At 71.1% G+C, this 13,770-nt stretch carries 16 protein-coding genes; 4 read left to right on the forward strand and 12 right to left on the reverse strand.

Features of this window, described 5'->3' with window-relative positions; genetic code table 11:
- The first annotated feature begins 89 nt into the window (after positions 1-89).
- The 3 genes from AB0C27_RS20035 (at position 90) to AB0C27_RS20045 (ending at position 2,397) form a co-directional block, all read left to right on the forward strand.
- Positions 90-1,031: an ATP-binding cassette domain-containing protein gene (locus tag AB0C27_RS20035; RefSeq protein ID WP_357845982.1), complete on the forward strand. Its 942-nt coding sequence runs from the start codon at positions 90-92 to the stop codon at positions 1,029-1,031.
- Positions 1,012-1,755, forward strand: a complete 744-nt coding sequence (locus AB0C27_RS20040) for an ABC transporter permease (RefSeq protein ID WP_357845984.1) — start codon at positions 1,012-1,014, stop codon at positions 1,753-1,755. The genes AB0C27_RS20035 and AB0C27_RS20040 overlap by 20 nt, the downstream gene beginning before the upstream one ends.
- 138 nt (positions 1,756-1,893) lie before the next feature.
- Positions 1,894-2,397, forward strand: a complete 504-nt coding sequence (locus AB0C27_RS20045) for an NUDIX domain-containing protein (RefSeq protein ID WP_357845986.1) — start codon at positions 1,894-1,896, stop codon at positions 2,395-2,397.
- A gap of 9 nt (positions 2,398-2,406) precedes the next feature.
- Here AB0C27_RS20045 and AB0C27_RS20050 read toward each other — a convergent pair whose 3' ends face one another.
- The 9 genes from AB0C27_RS20050 to AB0C27_RS20090 all read right to left on the reverse strand — a co-directional run bounded on the left by AB0C27_RS20050 (position 2,407) and on the right by AB0C27_RS20090 (position 9,706).
- Positions 2,407-3,078 carry a flavin reductase family protein gene (locus AB0C27_RS20050; RefSeq protein ID WP_357845988.1) on the reverse strand — a complete coding sequence of 224 codons (672 nt, stop codon included), beginning with the start codon at positions 3,076-3,078 and terminating at the stop codon, positions 2,407-2,409.
- A 150-nt stretch (positions 3,079-3,228) separates the two neighbouring features.
- On the reverse strand, positions 3,229-4,722 hold the full coding sequence (locus AB0C27_RS20055; protein WP_357845990.1) for an SRPBCC family protein: 1,494 nt from the start codon (positions 4,720-4,722) through the stop codon (positions 3,229-3,231).
- Positions 4,715-5,215: a hypothetical protein gene (locus AB0C27_RS20060; protein ID WP_357845992.1), complete on the reverse strand. Its 501-nt coding sequence runs from the start codon at positions 5,213-5,215 to the stop codon at positions 4,715-4,717. Before AB0C27_RS20060 ends, AB0C27_RS20055 begins: the two co-directional genes overlap by 8 nt.
- 115 nt (positions 5,216-5,330) lie before the next feature.
- Positions 5,331-5,876 carry a dihydrofolate reductase family protein gene (locus tag AB0C27_RS20065; protein WP_346105460.1) on the reverse strand — a complete coding sequence of 182 codons (546 nt, stop codon included), beginning with the start codon at positions 5,874-5,876 and terminating at the stop codon, positions 5,331-5,333.
- Positions 5,877-5,961: 85 nt separating this feature from the next.
- Positions 5,962-6,159: a hypothetical protein gene (locus AB0C27_RS20070; RefSeq protein WP_357845994.1), complete on the reverse strand. Its 198-nt coding sequence runs from the start codon at positions 6,157-6,159 to the stop codon at positions 5,962-5,964.
- A 22-nt stretch (positions 6,160-6,181) separates the two neighbouring features.
- Entirely contained in the window at positions 6,182-6,823 is a 642-nt protein-coding gene (locus AB0C27_RS20075) for a response regulator transcription factor (protein ID WP_357845996.1), read from the reverse strand.
- 60 nt (positions 6,824-6,883) lie between these two features.
- Positions 6,884-8,092: a sensor histidine kinase gene (locus AB0C27_RS20080; protein WP_357845998.1), complete on the reverse strand. Its 1,209-nt coding sequence runs from the start codon at positions 8,090-8,092 to the stop codon at positions 6,884-6,886.
- Positions 8,093-8,094: 2 nt separating this feature from the next.
- Positions 8,095-8,799 (reverse strand): ABC transporter permease, encoded by a 705-nt coding sequence (locus tag AB0C27_RS20085; protein WP_357846000.1) that lies wholly within the window; start codon positions 8,797-8,799, stop codon positions 8,095-8,097.
- A gap of 1 nt (position 8,800) precedes the next feature.
- Complete coding sequence (locus AB0C27_RS20090; protein WP_357846002.1) at positions 8,801-9,706, reverse strand: ABC transporter ATP-binding protein; 906 nt, start codon at positions 9,704-9,706, stop codon at positions 8,801-8,803.
- 280 nt (positions 9,707-9,986) lie between these two features.
- Here AB0C27_RS20090 and AB0C27_RS20095 point away from each other — a divergent pair, with 280 nt between their 5' ends.
- Positions 9,987-10,973, forward strand: coding sequence for a glycoside hydrolase family 11 protein (locus tag AB0C27_RS20095; RefSeq protein WP_357846004.1), 987 nt, complete (start codon positions 9,987-9,989; stop codon positions 10,971-10,973).
- A 157-nt stretch (positions 10,974-11,130) separates the two neighbouring features.
- Here the strand turns inward: AB0C27_RS20095 and AB0C27_RS20100 are convergent, their stop codons facing one another.
- Genes AB0C27_RS20100 through AB0C27_RS20110 form a run of 3 tightly spaced genes read right to left on the reverse strand, consistent with a single transcriptional unit; the run spans position 11,131 to position 13,749 of the window.
- Positions 11,131-11,742: a methyltransferase domain-containing protein gene (locus tag AB0C27_RS20100; RefSeq protein ID WP_346105470.1), complete on the reverse strand. Its 612-nt coding sequence runs from the start codon at positions 11,740-11,742 to the stop codon at positions 11,131-11,133.
- On the reverse strand, positions 11,739-12,365 hold the full coding sequence (locus tag AB0C27_RS20105; protein ID WP_357846640.1) for a TIGR04282 family arsenosugar biosynthesis glycosyltransferase: 627 nt from the start codon (positions 12,363-12,365) through the stop codon (positions 11,739-11,741). The genes AB0C27_RS20100 and AB0C27_RS20105 overlap by 4 nt, the downstream gene beginning before the upstream one ends.
- Complete coding sequence (locus AB0C27_RS20110; protein WP_357846006.1) at positions 12,250-13,749, reverse strand: glycosyltransferase 87 family protein; 1,500 nt, start codon at positions 13,747-13,749, stop codon at positions 12,250-12,252. Before AB0C27_RS20110 ends, AB0C27_RS20105 begins: the two co-directional genes overlap by 116 nt.
- Positions 13,750-13,770: the final 21 nt, after the last annotated feature.

Consider the following 13,770-nt stretch of genomic DNA (forward strand, 5'->3'; position numbering starts at 1 on the left):
AAAGCAGGTCGAAGCTGCACAAACTTGGTCCGATCCTTCGAAACGCCCCCGACCAGGGGTTTCTTCGCCATGCCTGGAGGAGGCCGACCATGATCCATGCCCGGGCCCTGACCCGAGTGTTCACGATGAAGAAGCAGACCGTGGAAGCCGTGCGCGGCATCGACCTCGACGTGGAGGCCGGCCAGCTCGTGGCCTTCCTGGGGCCGAACGGCGCGGGAAAGTCCACCACCCTGCGCATGCTCACCACCCTGCTGCCGCCCACCTCCGGCACCGCCACGGTGGCCGGTCACGACGTGGCCGCCGACCCCGCCGCCGTACGGTCCCGCATCGGCTACGTCGGCCAGCGCAACAGCGCGGGCGAGGAGTTCCACGTCCGCGACGAGCTGGTCACCCAGGGCCGCTGCTACGGGCTGCGCGGCAAGGAGGCGGCCGCCCGCGCCGACGAACTGCTCGACCTGCTCGACCTGACGCCGCTGGCCAAGCGGGTGCCCGGCACGCTGTCCGGCGGCCAGCGCCGCCGCCTGGACATCGCCCTGGGCCTCATCCACCGGCCCGACCTGCTCTTCCTCGACGAACCTTCGACCGGCCTCGATCCGAAGAGCCGCGCGGAGATCTGGGAGCACATCCTGCGCCTGCGCGACACGTACGGGACGACGTTGTTCCTGACCACCCACTACCTGGAGGAGGCCGACAGCATGGCCGAACGGGTGGTGATCATCGACGGCGGCCGGATCATCGCCGACGGCACCGCGGAGCAGCTCAAGAACGACCTGGCCGGCGACCACATCGTCATCACCACGGCGACCGAGCGGGAGGCCGCGCGGGCCGCCGAGCTCGGCGGCGGCAGCGCGGACGGCGTCACCGTGCGCCTCCGGGTCGCCGGCGCGACCGCCGCACTGCCCGACTACCTGCGCGGCCTCGACGCCGCCGGCGTGAAGGTCAAGACCGCCGAGACCATCCGCCCCACCCTCGACGACGTGTTCCTCACCCTGACCGGGAGAAGCCTCACCGATGACGACATTCCTGCGTGACACCGCCACCGTCTTCACCCGCGAGTTCCGGCCGAGCCTGCGCAACCCCGCCGGGCTGCTGTTCGAGATGGGGCAGCCGCTGCTGTTCCTGTTCCTGTTCGGGTCGCTGCTGGACGGGGCCGTGGGCTCGTCCTGGCAGTGGTTCGTGCCGGGGATCCTGGTCATGATGTGCCTGACCGGGCCCATGAGCGCCGGCTACACGCTGCTGGTCGAGCTGATCGGCGGCGCGATGGAGCGGCTGCTGGTCACGCCGCTCAACCGCACCGCGATGCTGGTCGGCAAGAGCGCCAAGGCCATGCTGACCCTGCTCGTGCAGGCGGTGCTGATCATCGCCCTGGCGATCCCGCTGGGCTTCGAGCTGCACGCGGCCGGGGTTCTGGCCGGGCTGGCGCAACTGGTGCTCTTCGGGGTGGGGCTGGGCGCGTTCTCGCTCGTGCTGGCCATCAAGTCGGCGCCCGGCGGCACCCTGTTCTACATCGTCAGCCAGTCGATCGTCTTTCCGCTGCTGCTGCTCTCGGGCGTCCTGCTCCCGCTGGAGACCGCGCCCGGCTGGTTGCAGACCGCCGGCCGGTTCAACCCGATCACGTACATCGTCGACGCGCAGCGGGCCCTGTTCGCCGGCGACCTGGCCTCACCCTCGGTCCTGTACGGCACCGCCGCCGCCTGCGCCGTCGCCGCAGTTGGCCTCTACCTGGGCAACCGCGCCCTGCGCCAGGCCGTCTGACACGCTCGCGCCCGGCATCCCGCACGCGCCCGCGCCCGACGTTCGAGGCGCGCCCGCGCCCGGCATCCGGCCCCGCTCGGTGTCCGGCATCCGGGGCCCCGCTTTGACAGCGGTTTCCCGCGCGAATGACAGTGGGTCATGACCTTCGTGCTGGCGACCGAGACGGTGCCCTGGATCCCGGTGGCGCACCGCCTCGACGTGATCCTCTCCGAGTCCCTCCCTCCCGGCGACCGGACGACGTCGGCGTTCGCGTTCGTGTCGGACGAGGCCGGGCGGACGCTCATGACGTGTGTCGGCCGGGAGGGACGCGGCTGGGACATCCCTGGCGGCCACCTGGAGCCGGGCGAGAGCGCGGTGGACGCGGCCTCCCGGGAGCTGTACGAGGAGACCGGCCTGCGCCTGCCGCCCTCGGCCCTGTCGATCTTCGCCTGGCAGCGCATCGAGCTCCTGGAGCCGCCGCCCGCCTCCTACCGGTATCCGGCGCTGGCGTACATGGCGATGTTCCGGGCCACGCTGCCAGGGCCGGGCGGCCCGACGCGGCCGCCCGCCGGGTCGGAGAGCACCCATGCGGAGTGGCTGACCCGCTCCGAGATCGAACGCGTCTGCGCCGGGCGGACCTGGCTGGCCCTGCTGGCTGGTTAGCCCTCTTTGTCAGGCGGTGCGGGCGCGTTCGAGGTCCTCGTCGGGGCGGTAGAGGCGCTCGGGGATCTGCGCGAGCGTCGAGGGGTGCACCTGGGGGCCCAGTCCGTACAACTTCTGGAAGCTCATGATCAGCGGCCGCCACGCGTCGGGGTCGATGTGGTCGTCGGTCCCCGCCATGCGGATCTCCTCGTGCACCCAGACGCGCTGCACCCGCACCTCGAACGCCAGCACCCCGCCCTCGTCGCCCACCGGATGGCAGCGTTCGACCACGGCCTCCATGGCGACCGGGCACTCGGCCACCCGCGGCGCCTTCACCGTCTCCGACGGCACCTCGGTGAGCCCGGCCCGCCGGAACTTGTCCCCCACGTGCCGGTAGCCGCGCCGCGCCTTGCCCTCGGGGACGGGATCCGACCCGGTCGTCAGCGCCAGCCGGTCCACGGCGGGGGCGAGGGCGTCGGACGGGAGGTTCAGCACGCACTCGCCGGTCCTGCGCAGGTTCTGCGCCGTCTTCGACCGCGCGCCCCAGCCCAGCATCGCCCGCCAGCCGAGCCAGAACGCGGACGACATGGGGGCCAGGTTGGGCGTGCCGTCCTCGTTCATGGAGGAGACCAGGACGACGGGGGTGCCGAAGTAGAGGATGTTCGGCTCAAGGGGGACGTGCGAGTGGGTGCCAGTGCTCATGAATCCACTGTCGAGCCAGGCCGCCAGGCTGCGCTGGCGGCCTTCGGACCTCTGTTTCCGCTCTCGGGCCTCTGCGTCGGCTCTCGGGCCTCGGACGTCGGGCCTCGGACGTCGGGCCTCGGGCACTGAACGCCGGACTCGGACCTCGTTCTACTCGGATCGGCGGCGGCGGATGGGCATGCGGCGGGGAATTCTCGGGCTGCGGCCTGAGCGGGATGTGGGCTTGTCCCAGGTCCGCTGCTTTCCGGTCGGCGGCTTTTCAGCGGCCTCGCTCTCTTCGCCCCCTTCGCCCCCTTCGCCCTCGCTGCTCTCTTGGTCTTCGCTGACTTCTTGGCCGCCGCCCTCCGGCTCTTCGCCCTCGCCGCCCTCCGGCTCTTCGTCCTCGGCGCTCTCCTCGCCTTCGGCTGTCGTCTGGCGGGCCTCCTCGCCTTCGCCCTCTTCTTCTTCGCCTTCTTCCTCTTCGCCTTCTTCGGCTTCCGCGCGTTCGCCGGTCGCCTCGGCGCCCTCGTCCTCGCCCTCTTCTGCGTCCTCTTCCTCCTCCTGGGCGGCGCGTTCCTCCTCCATGGCCGTCTCGTGGTCCTTGACGACCTCGCTGTCGCGGATCTCGCCGCGCCAGCCCTCAAGGTCGTCGGGATTCAGCAGGAGGTGCGCCATCACGTGCCGTCTGAAGTGCTTGAGCTCCAGCCGGACCCGCCGTCCCTGGGCGCGCCACAGGTTGCCGGTACGCTCGAACAGCCCCTGCGGGTGGTACTCCAGCACCACCAGGATCCGGGTGAGATCCTCGCTCAGCTCGTGGAACGTCACCACCCCGTCGACGTACCCCTTCTGGCCCTCGGACCGCCAGATGATCCGCTGGTCCGGAAGCTGCTCGATGATGTGCGCCTTCCAGTTGCGGTGCGACCAGAAGACCTGCGCCTTCCACATCAGGTCCTCGTCGGACTCCTGCTTGACGGTCTCCACCTTCTTCATGAAGGTCGGGAAGTCCTGGAACTGGGTCCACTGGTCGTACACGAGGCGGCGGGGCGCTCCGACGTCGATCGTCTCGACGATGTTGGTGACCTTCTCGAAGCCACCCTTCGAGCCCTTGCCGGTGATCTTCTGCATGATGCCTTTGAGGCCGCCCTTCAGGCCGCCCTTGACGACTTCACCCATGACCCCGCCGCCGCCTGACTTGCCCGACCCGGTAAGCGCGCCGATCAGGCCCTTCCCGCCTTCGCCGCCGCTCTCCGCGTACTCCGACAGCCGGCCGGTGAGACCTTCGATCTTGTCGCCCGCCTTGGCGAGCAGCCGGGCGCCGGCGGCGTGCAGCAGGTTCTGCGCCTCCTGGGTGAGCCGTTCGGTGGGCAGTGCGGCGAGAAGCCCCTTTCCGGCTGCCTTGGCCGTTCCCGCCACGCCCTGGCCGATGCCCTTCGCCGCTCCCGCTGCCTTCTGCGCCGCTCCGGCCGTCTTCTGGGCAGTGCCCTGCGCTGCTCCGGCCGCCTTCCCACCGGTGTCCTTCGCCGCGCCGGCCGCCTGCTGGCCGGTGTCCTTGGCCGCGCCGGTCACGCCTCTGGTCGCGCCGGTGGCCTTCTTGGCCGCGCCGCCCAGGCCTCGGCCGGCCGTGCCGACCGTGTCGCCGACCCGGCTCGTCTTGTTCTCAGCCACGGCCGTTCACCCCCGTGGGCTTCGCCTCGCCGCCCGGCTTCGCGTTACCGCTCCGCTTCCCGGCGGCACCCGGCTTGGCCTGCCCGTTCTGCTCGGCCTCGCCGTTCTGCTCAGCCTCCCCGCTCTGGTCCGGCGCGCCGCTCTGGTCCGCCGCGCCGTTCTGCTTCGCCGCGTCTTCGTCAGGGGTGCGCAGGGCTTCGGCGCGTTCGTGCAGCTTGTCGCTCAGGGAGTCCATCTTCCTGCTGGTGGCGGCCACGGCCGCGGCCTTGCCCACCTCCATGAGGTCGCCGCGCAGCCGGTCGGTGAGCTGTCCGACCTCCGGGGACGAACCCAGCACCTTGATCCCCTGCGCCAGCAGGCCCCCGCCCTTACCGCCCTTGGCCTTCCCGGCCAGCCCGGCGACGGCCAGGGCCGCGGCCATGCGCAACTTCCTGCGCCGTCCGAGGTAGTACCCGGCGAGCACGGCACAAGCGATCCGCAGCGTGTTCGACATGATCGGCGTTCCTTCCCCATGGCCACGACCGGGTCACTCGACCGTGGCCTGCCCGGGAAAGGGACGAAGAATCACTATCAGGTGGAAACTTGGACATATTTTGCGCGGTGAGACCTCAGCCCTCGGCCGGCGCGTAGATCGCGTGGATCACCCCGGTCTTGAAGGTCGCGGAGTGGGTCAGCTTCAGCGGGTGGGTCGGGGTGCCCTCGAACAGGCGCTGCCCGTGGCCGACCACGATCGGGTGGACGAGCAGGTTCAGCTCGTCGAGCAGCCCGTTGGCCAGCAGCCAGCGCACGGTCGTCGCGGAGCCGGACATCTGGATGTCGCCGTCGATCTCGCCCTTGAGCTCGCGTAGCCGGGCGGCGACGTCGCCGGAGACGACGGTGGTGTTGCTCCAATCGGCGCTGGTCAGGGTGCTCGACACGACGAACTTGCGTGCCTGGTTCAACATCGCGGCGACCTCCTGGTCCTGCTCCGTCGACGTCCAGTACGCGGACCACTCGTCGTACAGCTTGCGGCCCATCAGCATCGCGCCCGCGCTCGCCATGCCGGCCTCCACCACGGCGCCCATCTCGTCGTCCCAGTAGGGGAAGTGCCACTGGTCCGGGGACTCGACCACGCCGTCCACGGAGATGAAGAAACTCGAAATGATCTTAGCCATCGCTCCTGCTCCTCTGTCGTCGCAGGGAGGCTAGACCGTGAGGGCGGCCGGGGTCTTGTACAGAAACGACACCCGCCGGATCGCCTCAGAGATGGAACCAGTGGATGCGGCGGCAGACCGTGCACACGAAACAGGAGGCGTCGCGATTGGCCCAGTCGAGGTTCATGAACGTCATGCCGGTGGTCTGGAGCTTCCACCGGTGCGCTTCGAACAGCTCGTTCTGGCACGTGTCGCAGCGCAGGTTGGCGCCGTGGGGCAGGGTGACGGGCTGCGGCTCGCTCATACGGCGATGCTAGCCACCTGTATCAGTCTTTGTCGGTACTGAGCAGGCCGCGACGGAAGGCGACCGCGACGGCCGCCGCGCGGTCGTTGACGCCGAGCTTGGCGTAGATGTGCAGAACGTGGCTCTTGACCGTGGCCTCGCTGATGAACAGGCGGGCGGCGGCTTCGCGGTTGGTCGCGCCGTCAGCGATCAGGCGCAGCACCTCCAGTTCCCGCCCGCTCAGCGGGTCGGCGGGGGCGCGGACCTGGCCGAGCAGCCGGGTGGCCACCGAAGGCGACAGCACGGCCTCGCCCCTGGCCGCCGCGCGCACGGCGCGGACCAGCTCGTCGCGGCCCGTGTCCTTGAGCAGGTAGCCGGTCGCGCCGGCCTCGACGGCCGGCAGCACGTCCTTGTCGGTGTCGTACGTCGTCAGCACGAGCACGCGAGCCCGCACCCCCAGCCGGGCCAGCTCCTTGATGGCCGTGACGCCGTCCATCCGCGGCATCCGCAGGTCCATCAGGATGACGTCGGGGTCGAGCACGCGGGCCAGGTCCACGGCCTGGGCCCCGTCACCCGCCTCGCCGAGCACCTCGAAGCCCGGGTCACCGGTGAACATGCCACGGATGCCGTCGCGCACGACGGGATGGTCGTCGACGATCAGCAGCCGGACGGGGGTCTCGGTCACGCACGGCCTCCAGGAGCACGGGGGTTCTCGATCACGCATCGCCTCTCAGACCACGGGGTCTCAGTCACGCGGCGCGTCCCTGGGTACGGCGGGCACGCTGGCGGAGATCGCGGTGCCCGCGCCGAGCTCCGACTCGATCTCCAGCTCGCCCGCCAGCCGCGTCACCCGCCGGCGCATCGAGGTCAGGCCGTAGCCGCCGCCCTCGCGTACCCGTTCGAGGTCGAAGCCGGCGCCGTCGTCGCGCACGTCGAGCGCGACCACGTCCTCCATGTACGACAGCGTCAGCCCGACCCGCCCAGCCCCCGCGTGCTTGGCCACGTTGGCCAGCGCCTCCTGGGCCGTGCGCAGCAGGGTCTCCTCGACCTCGGGATGCATGGGACGGACCGTACCAGTCGTGTGCACTTCTGCCGGAACAGCGTTCAGGGCCGACCACTCGGCGGCGACCTCGGCGAGGGCGTCGGGCAGCGGCGCGGACTCCAACTGGCCGGGACCGACGGCGTGGATCGACCTGCGGGCCTCGGACAGCCCCTCCTTGGCCAGCCGCGTGGCGTTGCCGATGTGCCGCTCACGCGCGGCCGAGTCGTCCTTGGCCTGCGTCGCGGCCTGGAGCTGGGTGATGATGCCGGTCAGCCCCTGCGCGAGCGTGTCGTGGATCTCGCCGGCCATCCGCTGCCGCTCGTCCATGACCCCCGCCTCCCTGGCCTGGACCAGGAGCTGGGCGTGCAGGCCCGCGTTCTCCCGCATCGCCTCCTCCAGCCGGGTCACCATCCTCTTCCGTTCGGCGCTGCGCTCGGCGGTGATCTCCCCGACGAAGCTGAACAGGCCGACCAGGGCCACGATGGCGGCGGTGAAGAACAGGTAGCTGAGGATGCTCGCGGCGGTGGGCTCGGGCAGGCCGCCGCGGTAGGCGGCGACGGTGGCGGCGGCCGTGGCGCTCACCCCCGCGAAGCGCCACCCGCCCCGGAGGTACTGCCAGGAGTGGAGGTGACCGACGAAGCCGAAGAAGCTGGCGAACCAGACGCCCCGCATGCTCAGCACCGCGATCACCACGATCAGGCCGGTGACGTACAGGGCCTTCATCGGGCCGCGTGACATGAGGCCCATCCACGCGGCGGCGAGCGCCGCCAGGCCGAGCGTGACCAGCCGCTCGGCCCAGGTTTCGCGCTGCTCGGTGAGCAGGTAGAGCACGGTGGCGACGACGAGCAGGAGGTAGGGGACGAGGCTCACGTACCGCTGCAGTTGCCGCTCCCACCGGTCCAGCCTCGTCACGCTCACTCCCAACGGAAGAATCTGGCCGCGGCCACGCTCAGGACCACCGCGTAGCAGGTCATCGCGGCCAGCAGCGGCAGGCTCGGCGCGCCTCCCGCCCAGACGTCCTGCAACGACTGCCGGAAGGCGCCCAATGGAGTGTATGCACCGATTCGTGCCAGCACTTCCGGCATCTGGTTCACCGGCTGCATCAGCCCGGCCAGGTAGGCCATGGGGAAGTACAGCAGCACGCCGACCCCGTTCGCGCTGCGCCCGTTCGCGGCGAGGGCGGCGATGAGCAGCCCGATCGAGAACATCGCCGCCGTGCCCAGCACGAACGTCAGCACGAACGCCCACACCGCGCCGGGCGGGCGCGCGCCCAGCGCGCTCACGCCGACGGCCAGCAGCAGCCCGCAGGTGACGGCGGTGAGGATCACTTGCAGCAGCAACTGCACCGCCAGCATGTTCCCCGGCCGCAGCGGCGTCGTCGAGAGCCGTCGCAGGATCCCTCTCTCCCGGTACGTCGCCAGCGTCGTCGGCAGCATGTAGAGCGCGACCAGCCCGACCGCGATGGCCAGCGCCATGGGGAGCAGCACGGTGTCGCCCGGCTCGATCGAGCTGCCGAAGATGACCAGGATGAACAGCGGGATGAGCACCGTGAACAGCGAGCCCGGCTCCCTGACCAGGAGCTTCAGCTCGACGGTGGTGAGTTTGGCGATCGCGGTCATGTCAGTTCTCCCAGGTACGGCCGGTGAGGGCGAGAAAGGCGTCGTCGAGCGTGCGCTTGTCGATGCGCAGGTCGCTGACCAGGACGTGGTGGCGGGCGAGGCGGGCCGTGACGGCGGTGGCGAAGTCGCCCCTGCCGGTGACGACCACCCGGTCGCCGTCCCTGGTCACGCCCGACACCCCCGGCACGTCGCCGAGCAGTTCCTGCGGGTCGGCCTGCGTCATCAGGGTGAACCTCATGTGGTGCTCGGCGCCGGTGCCCTCGATGAGCCCGCCCGGGGTGTCGACGGCCACGATGCGGCCCTGGTCGAACACCGCCACCCGGTCGCAGAGCTCCTCGACCTCGTCCATGAAGTGGCTGACCAGCACCACGGTCACGCCGCTCGCGCGGACCCGCTTGATCAGCTCCCAGGTGGCCCGGCGCGCCTGCGGGTCGAGGCCCGTGGTCAGCTCGTCGAGGAAGGCCACCCGCGGGTTGCCGATCAGCGCGAGGGCGATGAACAGCCGCTGCTTCTGACCGCCCGACAGCTTGCCGAAGCGGGCGTCGCGCTTGTCGGCCAGGCCCCACTGCTCGATCAGCTCGCGCCAGTCGCGCGGGGCGGCGTAGAAGGAGGCGTACAGGTCGAGCGCCTCCCAGACCTTGATGTTCTCCGGCAACTGGGTGTGCTGCAGCTGCACGCCGATCTGCTCGCGCAGCGCCCTGTCCGCGGGATCGAGCCCGAGCACGCGGACGGTTCCGCCGTCGGGCCGCCTGAGCCCTTCGACGCATTCGACGGTGGTGGTCTTGCCCGCGCCGTTGGGGCCGAGGATGCCGAAGATCTCGCCCTCGTCCACGGAGAACGACACCCCGTCCAGGATCGTCTGAGCCGCGTACCTCTTGGTGAGGCCCTTGACCTCGATGACTGCCATGACTCAAGGATCTTCCGGCGGCGTTCCGCGCGAATCGTCCCGGCGGCCACCGTCAGGGGTGGTCGCGGCGGATTCCGGAACCCACCGTTCGGTTGATTGACACGTGCGTACGGCGCGGCAAGTTTCGGGGTATTCCTGAAAGTTTCACGAGGTTGACCCGGCTCTGACCAGAGCAGGATCGCACGCCCTGACAGAGTCCGTTGACAGCCTCCAGAAACCGGGCCGATACTTTCGCCGGAAAGCCGATAGTTTCGACATCGACGGGAGGTAGCACCGTCACTTGAACGACTCCCCCGCTCACCCGAAGAGCCGCCTCAGACGGTTCGTCAGCCGGGCCTGCGTCGTCGCTCTGGTCGCGGCCACGGCGATGACGCCCGGCATCGCCCACGCGGCCCCCATCACCTCCAACCAGACCGGCACCAACAACGGCTACTTCTACTCGTTCTGGACCGACAGCGCCGGAACGGTCTCCATGGAGCTGGGATCCGGCGGCAACTACAGCACGTCCTGGCGCAACACCGGCAACTTCGTCGCCGGCAAGGGCTGGAACCCCGGCGGGCGGAGGACCGTCAGCTATTCGGGCAGCTTCAACCCGTCGGGGAACGCCTACCTGACCCTCTACGGGTGGACCAGGAATCCGCTGGTGGAGTACTACATCGTCGACAACTGGGGCACCTACCGGCCCACGGGGACCTACAAGGGCACGGTCACCAGCGACGGCGGCACGTACGACATCTACCAGACCACCCGCTACAACGCCCCCTCCATCGAGGGCACCAGGACCTTCAACCAGTACTGGAGCGTACGGCAGTCGAAGCGGACCGGCGGCACCATCACCGCGGGCAACCACTTCGACGCCTGGGCCCGTAACGGGATGAGCCTGGGCAACCACGACTACATGATCATGGCGACCGAGGGCTACCAGAGCAGCGGCAGCTCCAACATCACGATCGGCGGCTCCGGTGGCGGAGGCGGCGGCGGTGGTGGAGGGGGCGGCGGCGGTGGCTGCACCGCGACGCTCTCCGCCGGTCAGCAGTGGAGCGACCGGTACAACCTCAACGTCGCCGTCAGCGGTTCGAGCAACTGGACCGTGACGATGAACGTGCCGTCCCCGGCGAAGGTGCTGACCACCTGGAACATCAGTGCCAGTTATCCGAGTGCCCAGGTGCTGAGCGCCCGGCCCAACGGCAGCGGGAACAACTGGGGGGTGACGATCCAGCACAACGGCAACTACACCTGGCCCACGGTCTCCTGTAGCGCGAGCTGACCCTCTGGGCGGACGTCCGGCGGCGCGGCGGCCCACCACCGCCGCGCCATCCGCATGCCCCGCTCCCCATCAGCCCCGATCCCTATGAGCTCCAGTCCCCATCAGCGCCGGTGCCCATCAAGCGCCGTCCCCATCGACCGGGTCCCCTTGAGCTGGGTCAGTAGAGCCGGGCCAGCCAGCGGCCGTTCGCGTTCCAGTGGTCGGCGCCGTCGAAGCCGCCCGCCCGCGCGACCCGCCCGAGGTCGCTCGCCGAGACCGTCGCCCAGCCGAACCACTCGCCGGCCAGCTGACCCCTGCGCAGCCGGACCCGGTCCACCCGGCTGCGCGTCCCCGGCGGCGCCACCTCGGCCAGAACTGTGCCGCCCGGCCGGATGAGCTGCCTGACCCGGCGCAGCAGCGTCTCGGGGTTGCCGCCGATGCCGATGTTGCCGTCGGCGAGCAGCGCGGTGGCCCAGCGGCCGCTGCCAGGAATGTCGTCGAAGACGTCACGGAGCAGGGCGAACCCGCCGGCGCGGCGGGTCAGGGCGACGGCGCGGGGCGTGATGTCGATGCCGAGCGAGGTGACGCCGCGCCGGGTCAGCGCCGCCGTCAGCCGTCCGGGTCCTGAGCCGATGTCGAGTGTCGGGCTGGCACACCGGCTCAGCAACTCCTCGTCCCCGTCGATCGGCTCGAACCAGCGCGCGGCCTCCAGCGTGACGCGGGTGCCGTCCACGTACTCGATCTCGGCGCTCTCTCCTGCGAGCGCGTCGGCGTACAGCTCGCCGATCATCGGCCCAGCCTCCTCAGCTCGGCGGCGAAGCAGGACGCGGGCGCCTGCGCGGCCACGGCGGCGGCGTCCGCCGCCGTGTCGACGTCGATCAACTCGGGCAATTGGTGCACGGTCAGCTCCGCGCGGTCCAGCCGGTCGAGCTGGAACTTGCCGGTCTCCGGATGCGACATGGGCACCCCCAGCAGCAGCTCCGGGTCGGGCCTGCGCAGGCCGAGCAGCCACCACCCGCCGTCGGCGGCCGGGCCGTAGACCGCGTCGTGCTCCGTCAGCGCCTCCCCCGCCTCGCTCAGCAGCTCCGGCGTGACCTGCGGGGTGTCCATGCCGATCAGGACGACCGGCCCCGGCCGCAGCCGGTGCGTGTCGGAGAAGGCCGCGGCCAGGCGCTCGTCCAGGCCGTCGCCGCGCTGCGGGATCACCACGAACTCCTCCGGCAGCCAGCCACCCGGCAGGCCGTCCAGGGCCAGCACCCGCTGCGGGGCCGGCGTCGCCGCCACGGCCCGCAGGCTGTCACGGAGCGAGGCCAGCGCCAGAGCCGCGGCCTCCTCCTGGCTGAACGGCGGAGTCAGCCGGGTCTTGACCCGGCCGGGGACCGGTTCCTTGGCGATGATCAGGATCTGGGGCAGATGATCGGGTTTGCTCAGCGTGCTCAGTCCTTTCACTGGGGCGGCGTACGGCCCAGCCGATCAGCACGGCCACCACGGCCGCGGCGTAGAAAACGGTTGCGAGGATGCCGGCGCCCATCGGGCCGTCGACGTAGGCGATGGCGCCCGCCAGGGCCGCGCCCAGCCACTCCCACCGGCCGGTCTTGGCGGCCAGCGCGACGACCAGCAGCGCGTACCAGGAGTAGCCGGGGGTGAACAGCAGCAGCAGCGCGCCGCTGACCACCAGCGCGCCCTGCCAGGGCCGCTCCTGGCGGCCGTACCGCAGGACGGCCAGGATGACCAGCGCCAGCAGCCCGATCGCCGCGTACGGGGCCCACGCGTCCGGCAGGACCAGCCGCAGGACCAGGTAGCGGTTGCCGCCGCCCTCGTAGTGCTCCTCCTGGAGGTAGCCCGGCAGGTAACCCGCCACCGCGGGACCCGAGGCCAGCACGTACGGCACGTACGACAGCACGACCACGGCCGTCGCGGGCACCACGACACCGAGCAGCCGCCGCCACGCCACCCCGCCGATCACGCCGCCCGCCCCGCCCGGCGCCCCGCTTGCCAGCACGCCGGACAGCGAGCCCACGAGCGCCGTCGCGGGCAGCAGCTTGGCCGCCACGGCGCCGCCCAGCAGCGCCCCGCGCGCCCAGAGCCCCCGCACTTGCAGACGCTCGCCGCGCCCCCGTACCGTCCAGAAGGCCAGCGCCACCAGCAGCACGGCTGCCATGTCGACGTGCGCGTTGTTCACCGCCTCGACCGGTACGGCGGGACACCACGCCCAGATCGCCGCCCGCCGCGCGCCCGCCAGCCGGCACAGCGTCAGCAGCGTGAGCACGGCCATCAGCCAGCCGCCGAGCTGGAGAACCTTGTGCCGCGACCCCTCCGGCGACAGCCAGTGCACCAGCAGGAAGTAACCCTGGGCGAACGGCGGATAGATCGTCGGCACGGTGGGGCGGTTGATCCGGGTGCAGCCGCCGTCCGGCAGCGGGTAGAGACCGGGCCCGGCGCAGTCGGCGGGGAACAGCCATCCGTCGCGCAGCCCGGCGAGCGCCGGGTCGGACGGCGGGTGGTCGTAGGGCGAGACGCCCGCGGCCTGCACCTTGCCGTCCCACGCGTAACGGAAGGAGTCGGTGCTGCTGCTCGGCGGCGCCACCAGCCCGGTCGCGGCCAGCAGGATCCCGCCGCCGACGACGAGCGCGGTCAGCCGCCGCTCCGCCACCCGCCCTGCCAGCCACAGAGCCACGCAGAACAGGGCCCAGGCCAGCAGGTACCAGCCCAGGCGGGGCGGCCCCGTCACCATCCCGGCCACGGTGGCCGCCAGGAGGACGAGCACTGCCCCCGTCGCTAACGTGTTCCGGCTCACAGGCGGCAGCCTCGCATCCAC

The organism is Nonomuraea sp. NPDC048882 (genome assembly GCF_040649755.1).
GTDB classification, from domain to species: Bacteria; Actinomycetota; Actinomycetes; order Streptosporangiales; family Streptosporangiaceae; genus Nonomuraea; species Nonomuraea maheshkhaliensis.

Coding starts and splice junctions, on each gene's coding strand:
- AB0C27_RS20035 (WP_357845982.1), top strand. CDS start 90: ATGATCCATGCCCGGGCCCTGACCCGAGTGTTCACGATGAAGAAGCAG.
- AB0C27_RS20040 (WP_357845984.1), top strand. CDS start 1,012: ATGACGACATTCCTGCGTGACACCGCCACCGTCTTCACCCGCGAGTTC.
- AB0C27_RS20045 (WP_357845986.1), top strand. CDS start 1,894: ATGACCTTCGTGCTGGCGACCGAGACGGTGCCCTGGATCCCGGTGGCG.
- AB0C27_RS20050 (WP_357845988.1), bottom strand. CDS start 3,078: ATGAGCACTGGCACCCACTCGCACGTCCCCCTTGAGCCGAACATCCTC.
- AB0C27_RS20060 (WP_357845992.1), bottom strand. CDS start 5,215: ATGTCGAACACGCTGCGGATCGCTTGTGCCGTGCTCGCCGGGTACTAC.
- AB0C27_RS20065 (WP_346105460.1), bottom strand. CDS start 5,876: ATGGCTAAGATCATTTCGAGTTTCTTCATCTCCGTGGACGGCGTGGTC.
- AB0C27_RS20070 (WP_357845994.1), bottom strand. CDS start 6,159: ATGAGCGAGCCGCAGCCCGTCACCCTGCCCCACGGCGCCAACCTGCGC.
- AB0C27_RS20085 (WP_357846000.1), bottom strand. CDS start 8,799: ATGACCGCGATCGCCAAACTCACCACCGTCGAGCTGAAGCTCCTGGTC.
- AB0C27_RS20090 (WP_357846002.1), bottom strand. CDS start 9,706: ATGGCAGTCATCGAGGTCAAGGGCCTCACCAAGAGGTACGCGGCTCAG.
- AB0C27_RS20100 (WP_346105470.1), bottom strand. CDS start 11,742: ATGATCGGCGAGCTGTACGCCGACGCGCTCGCAGGAGAGAGCGCCGAG.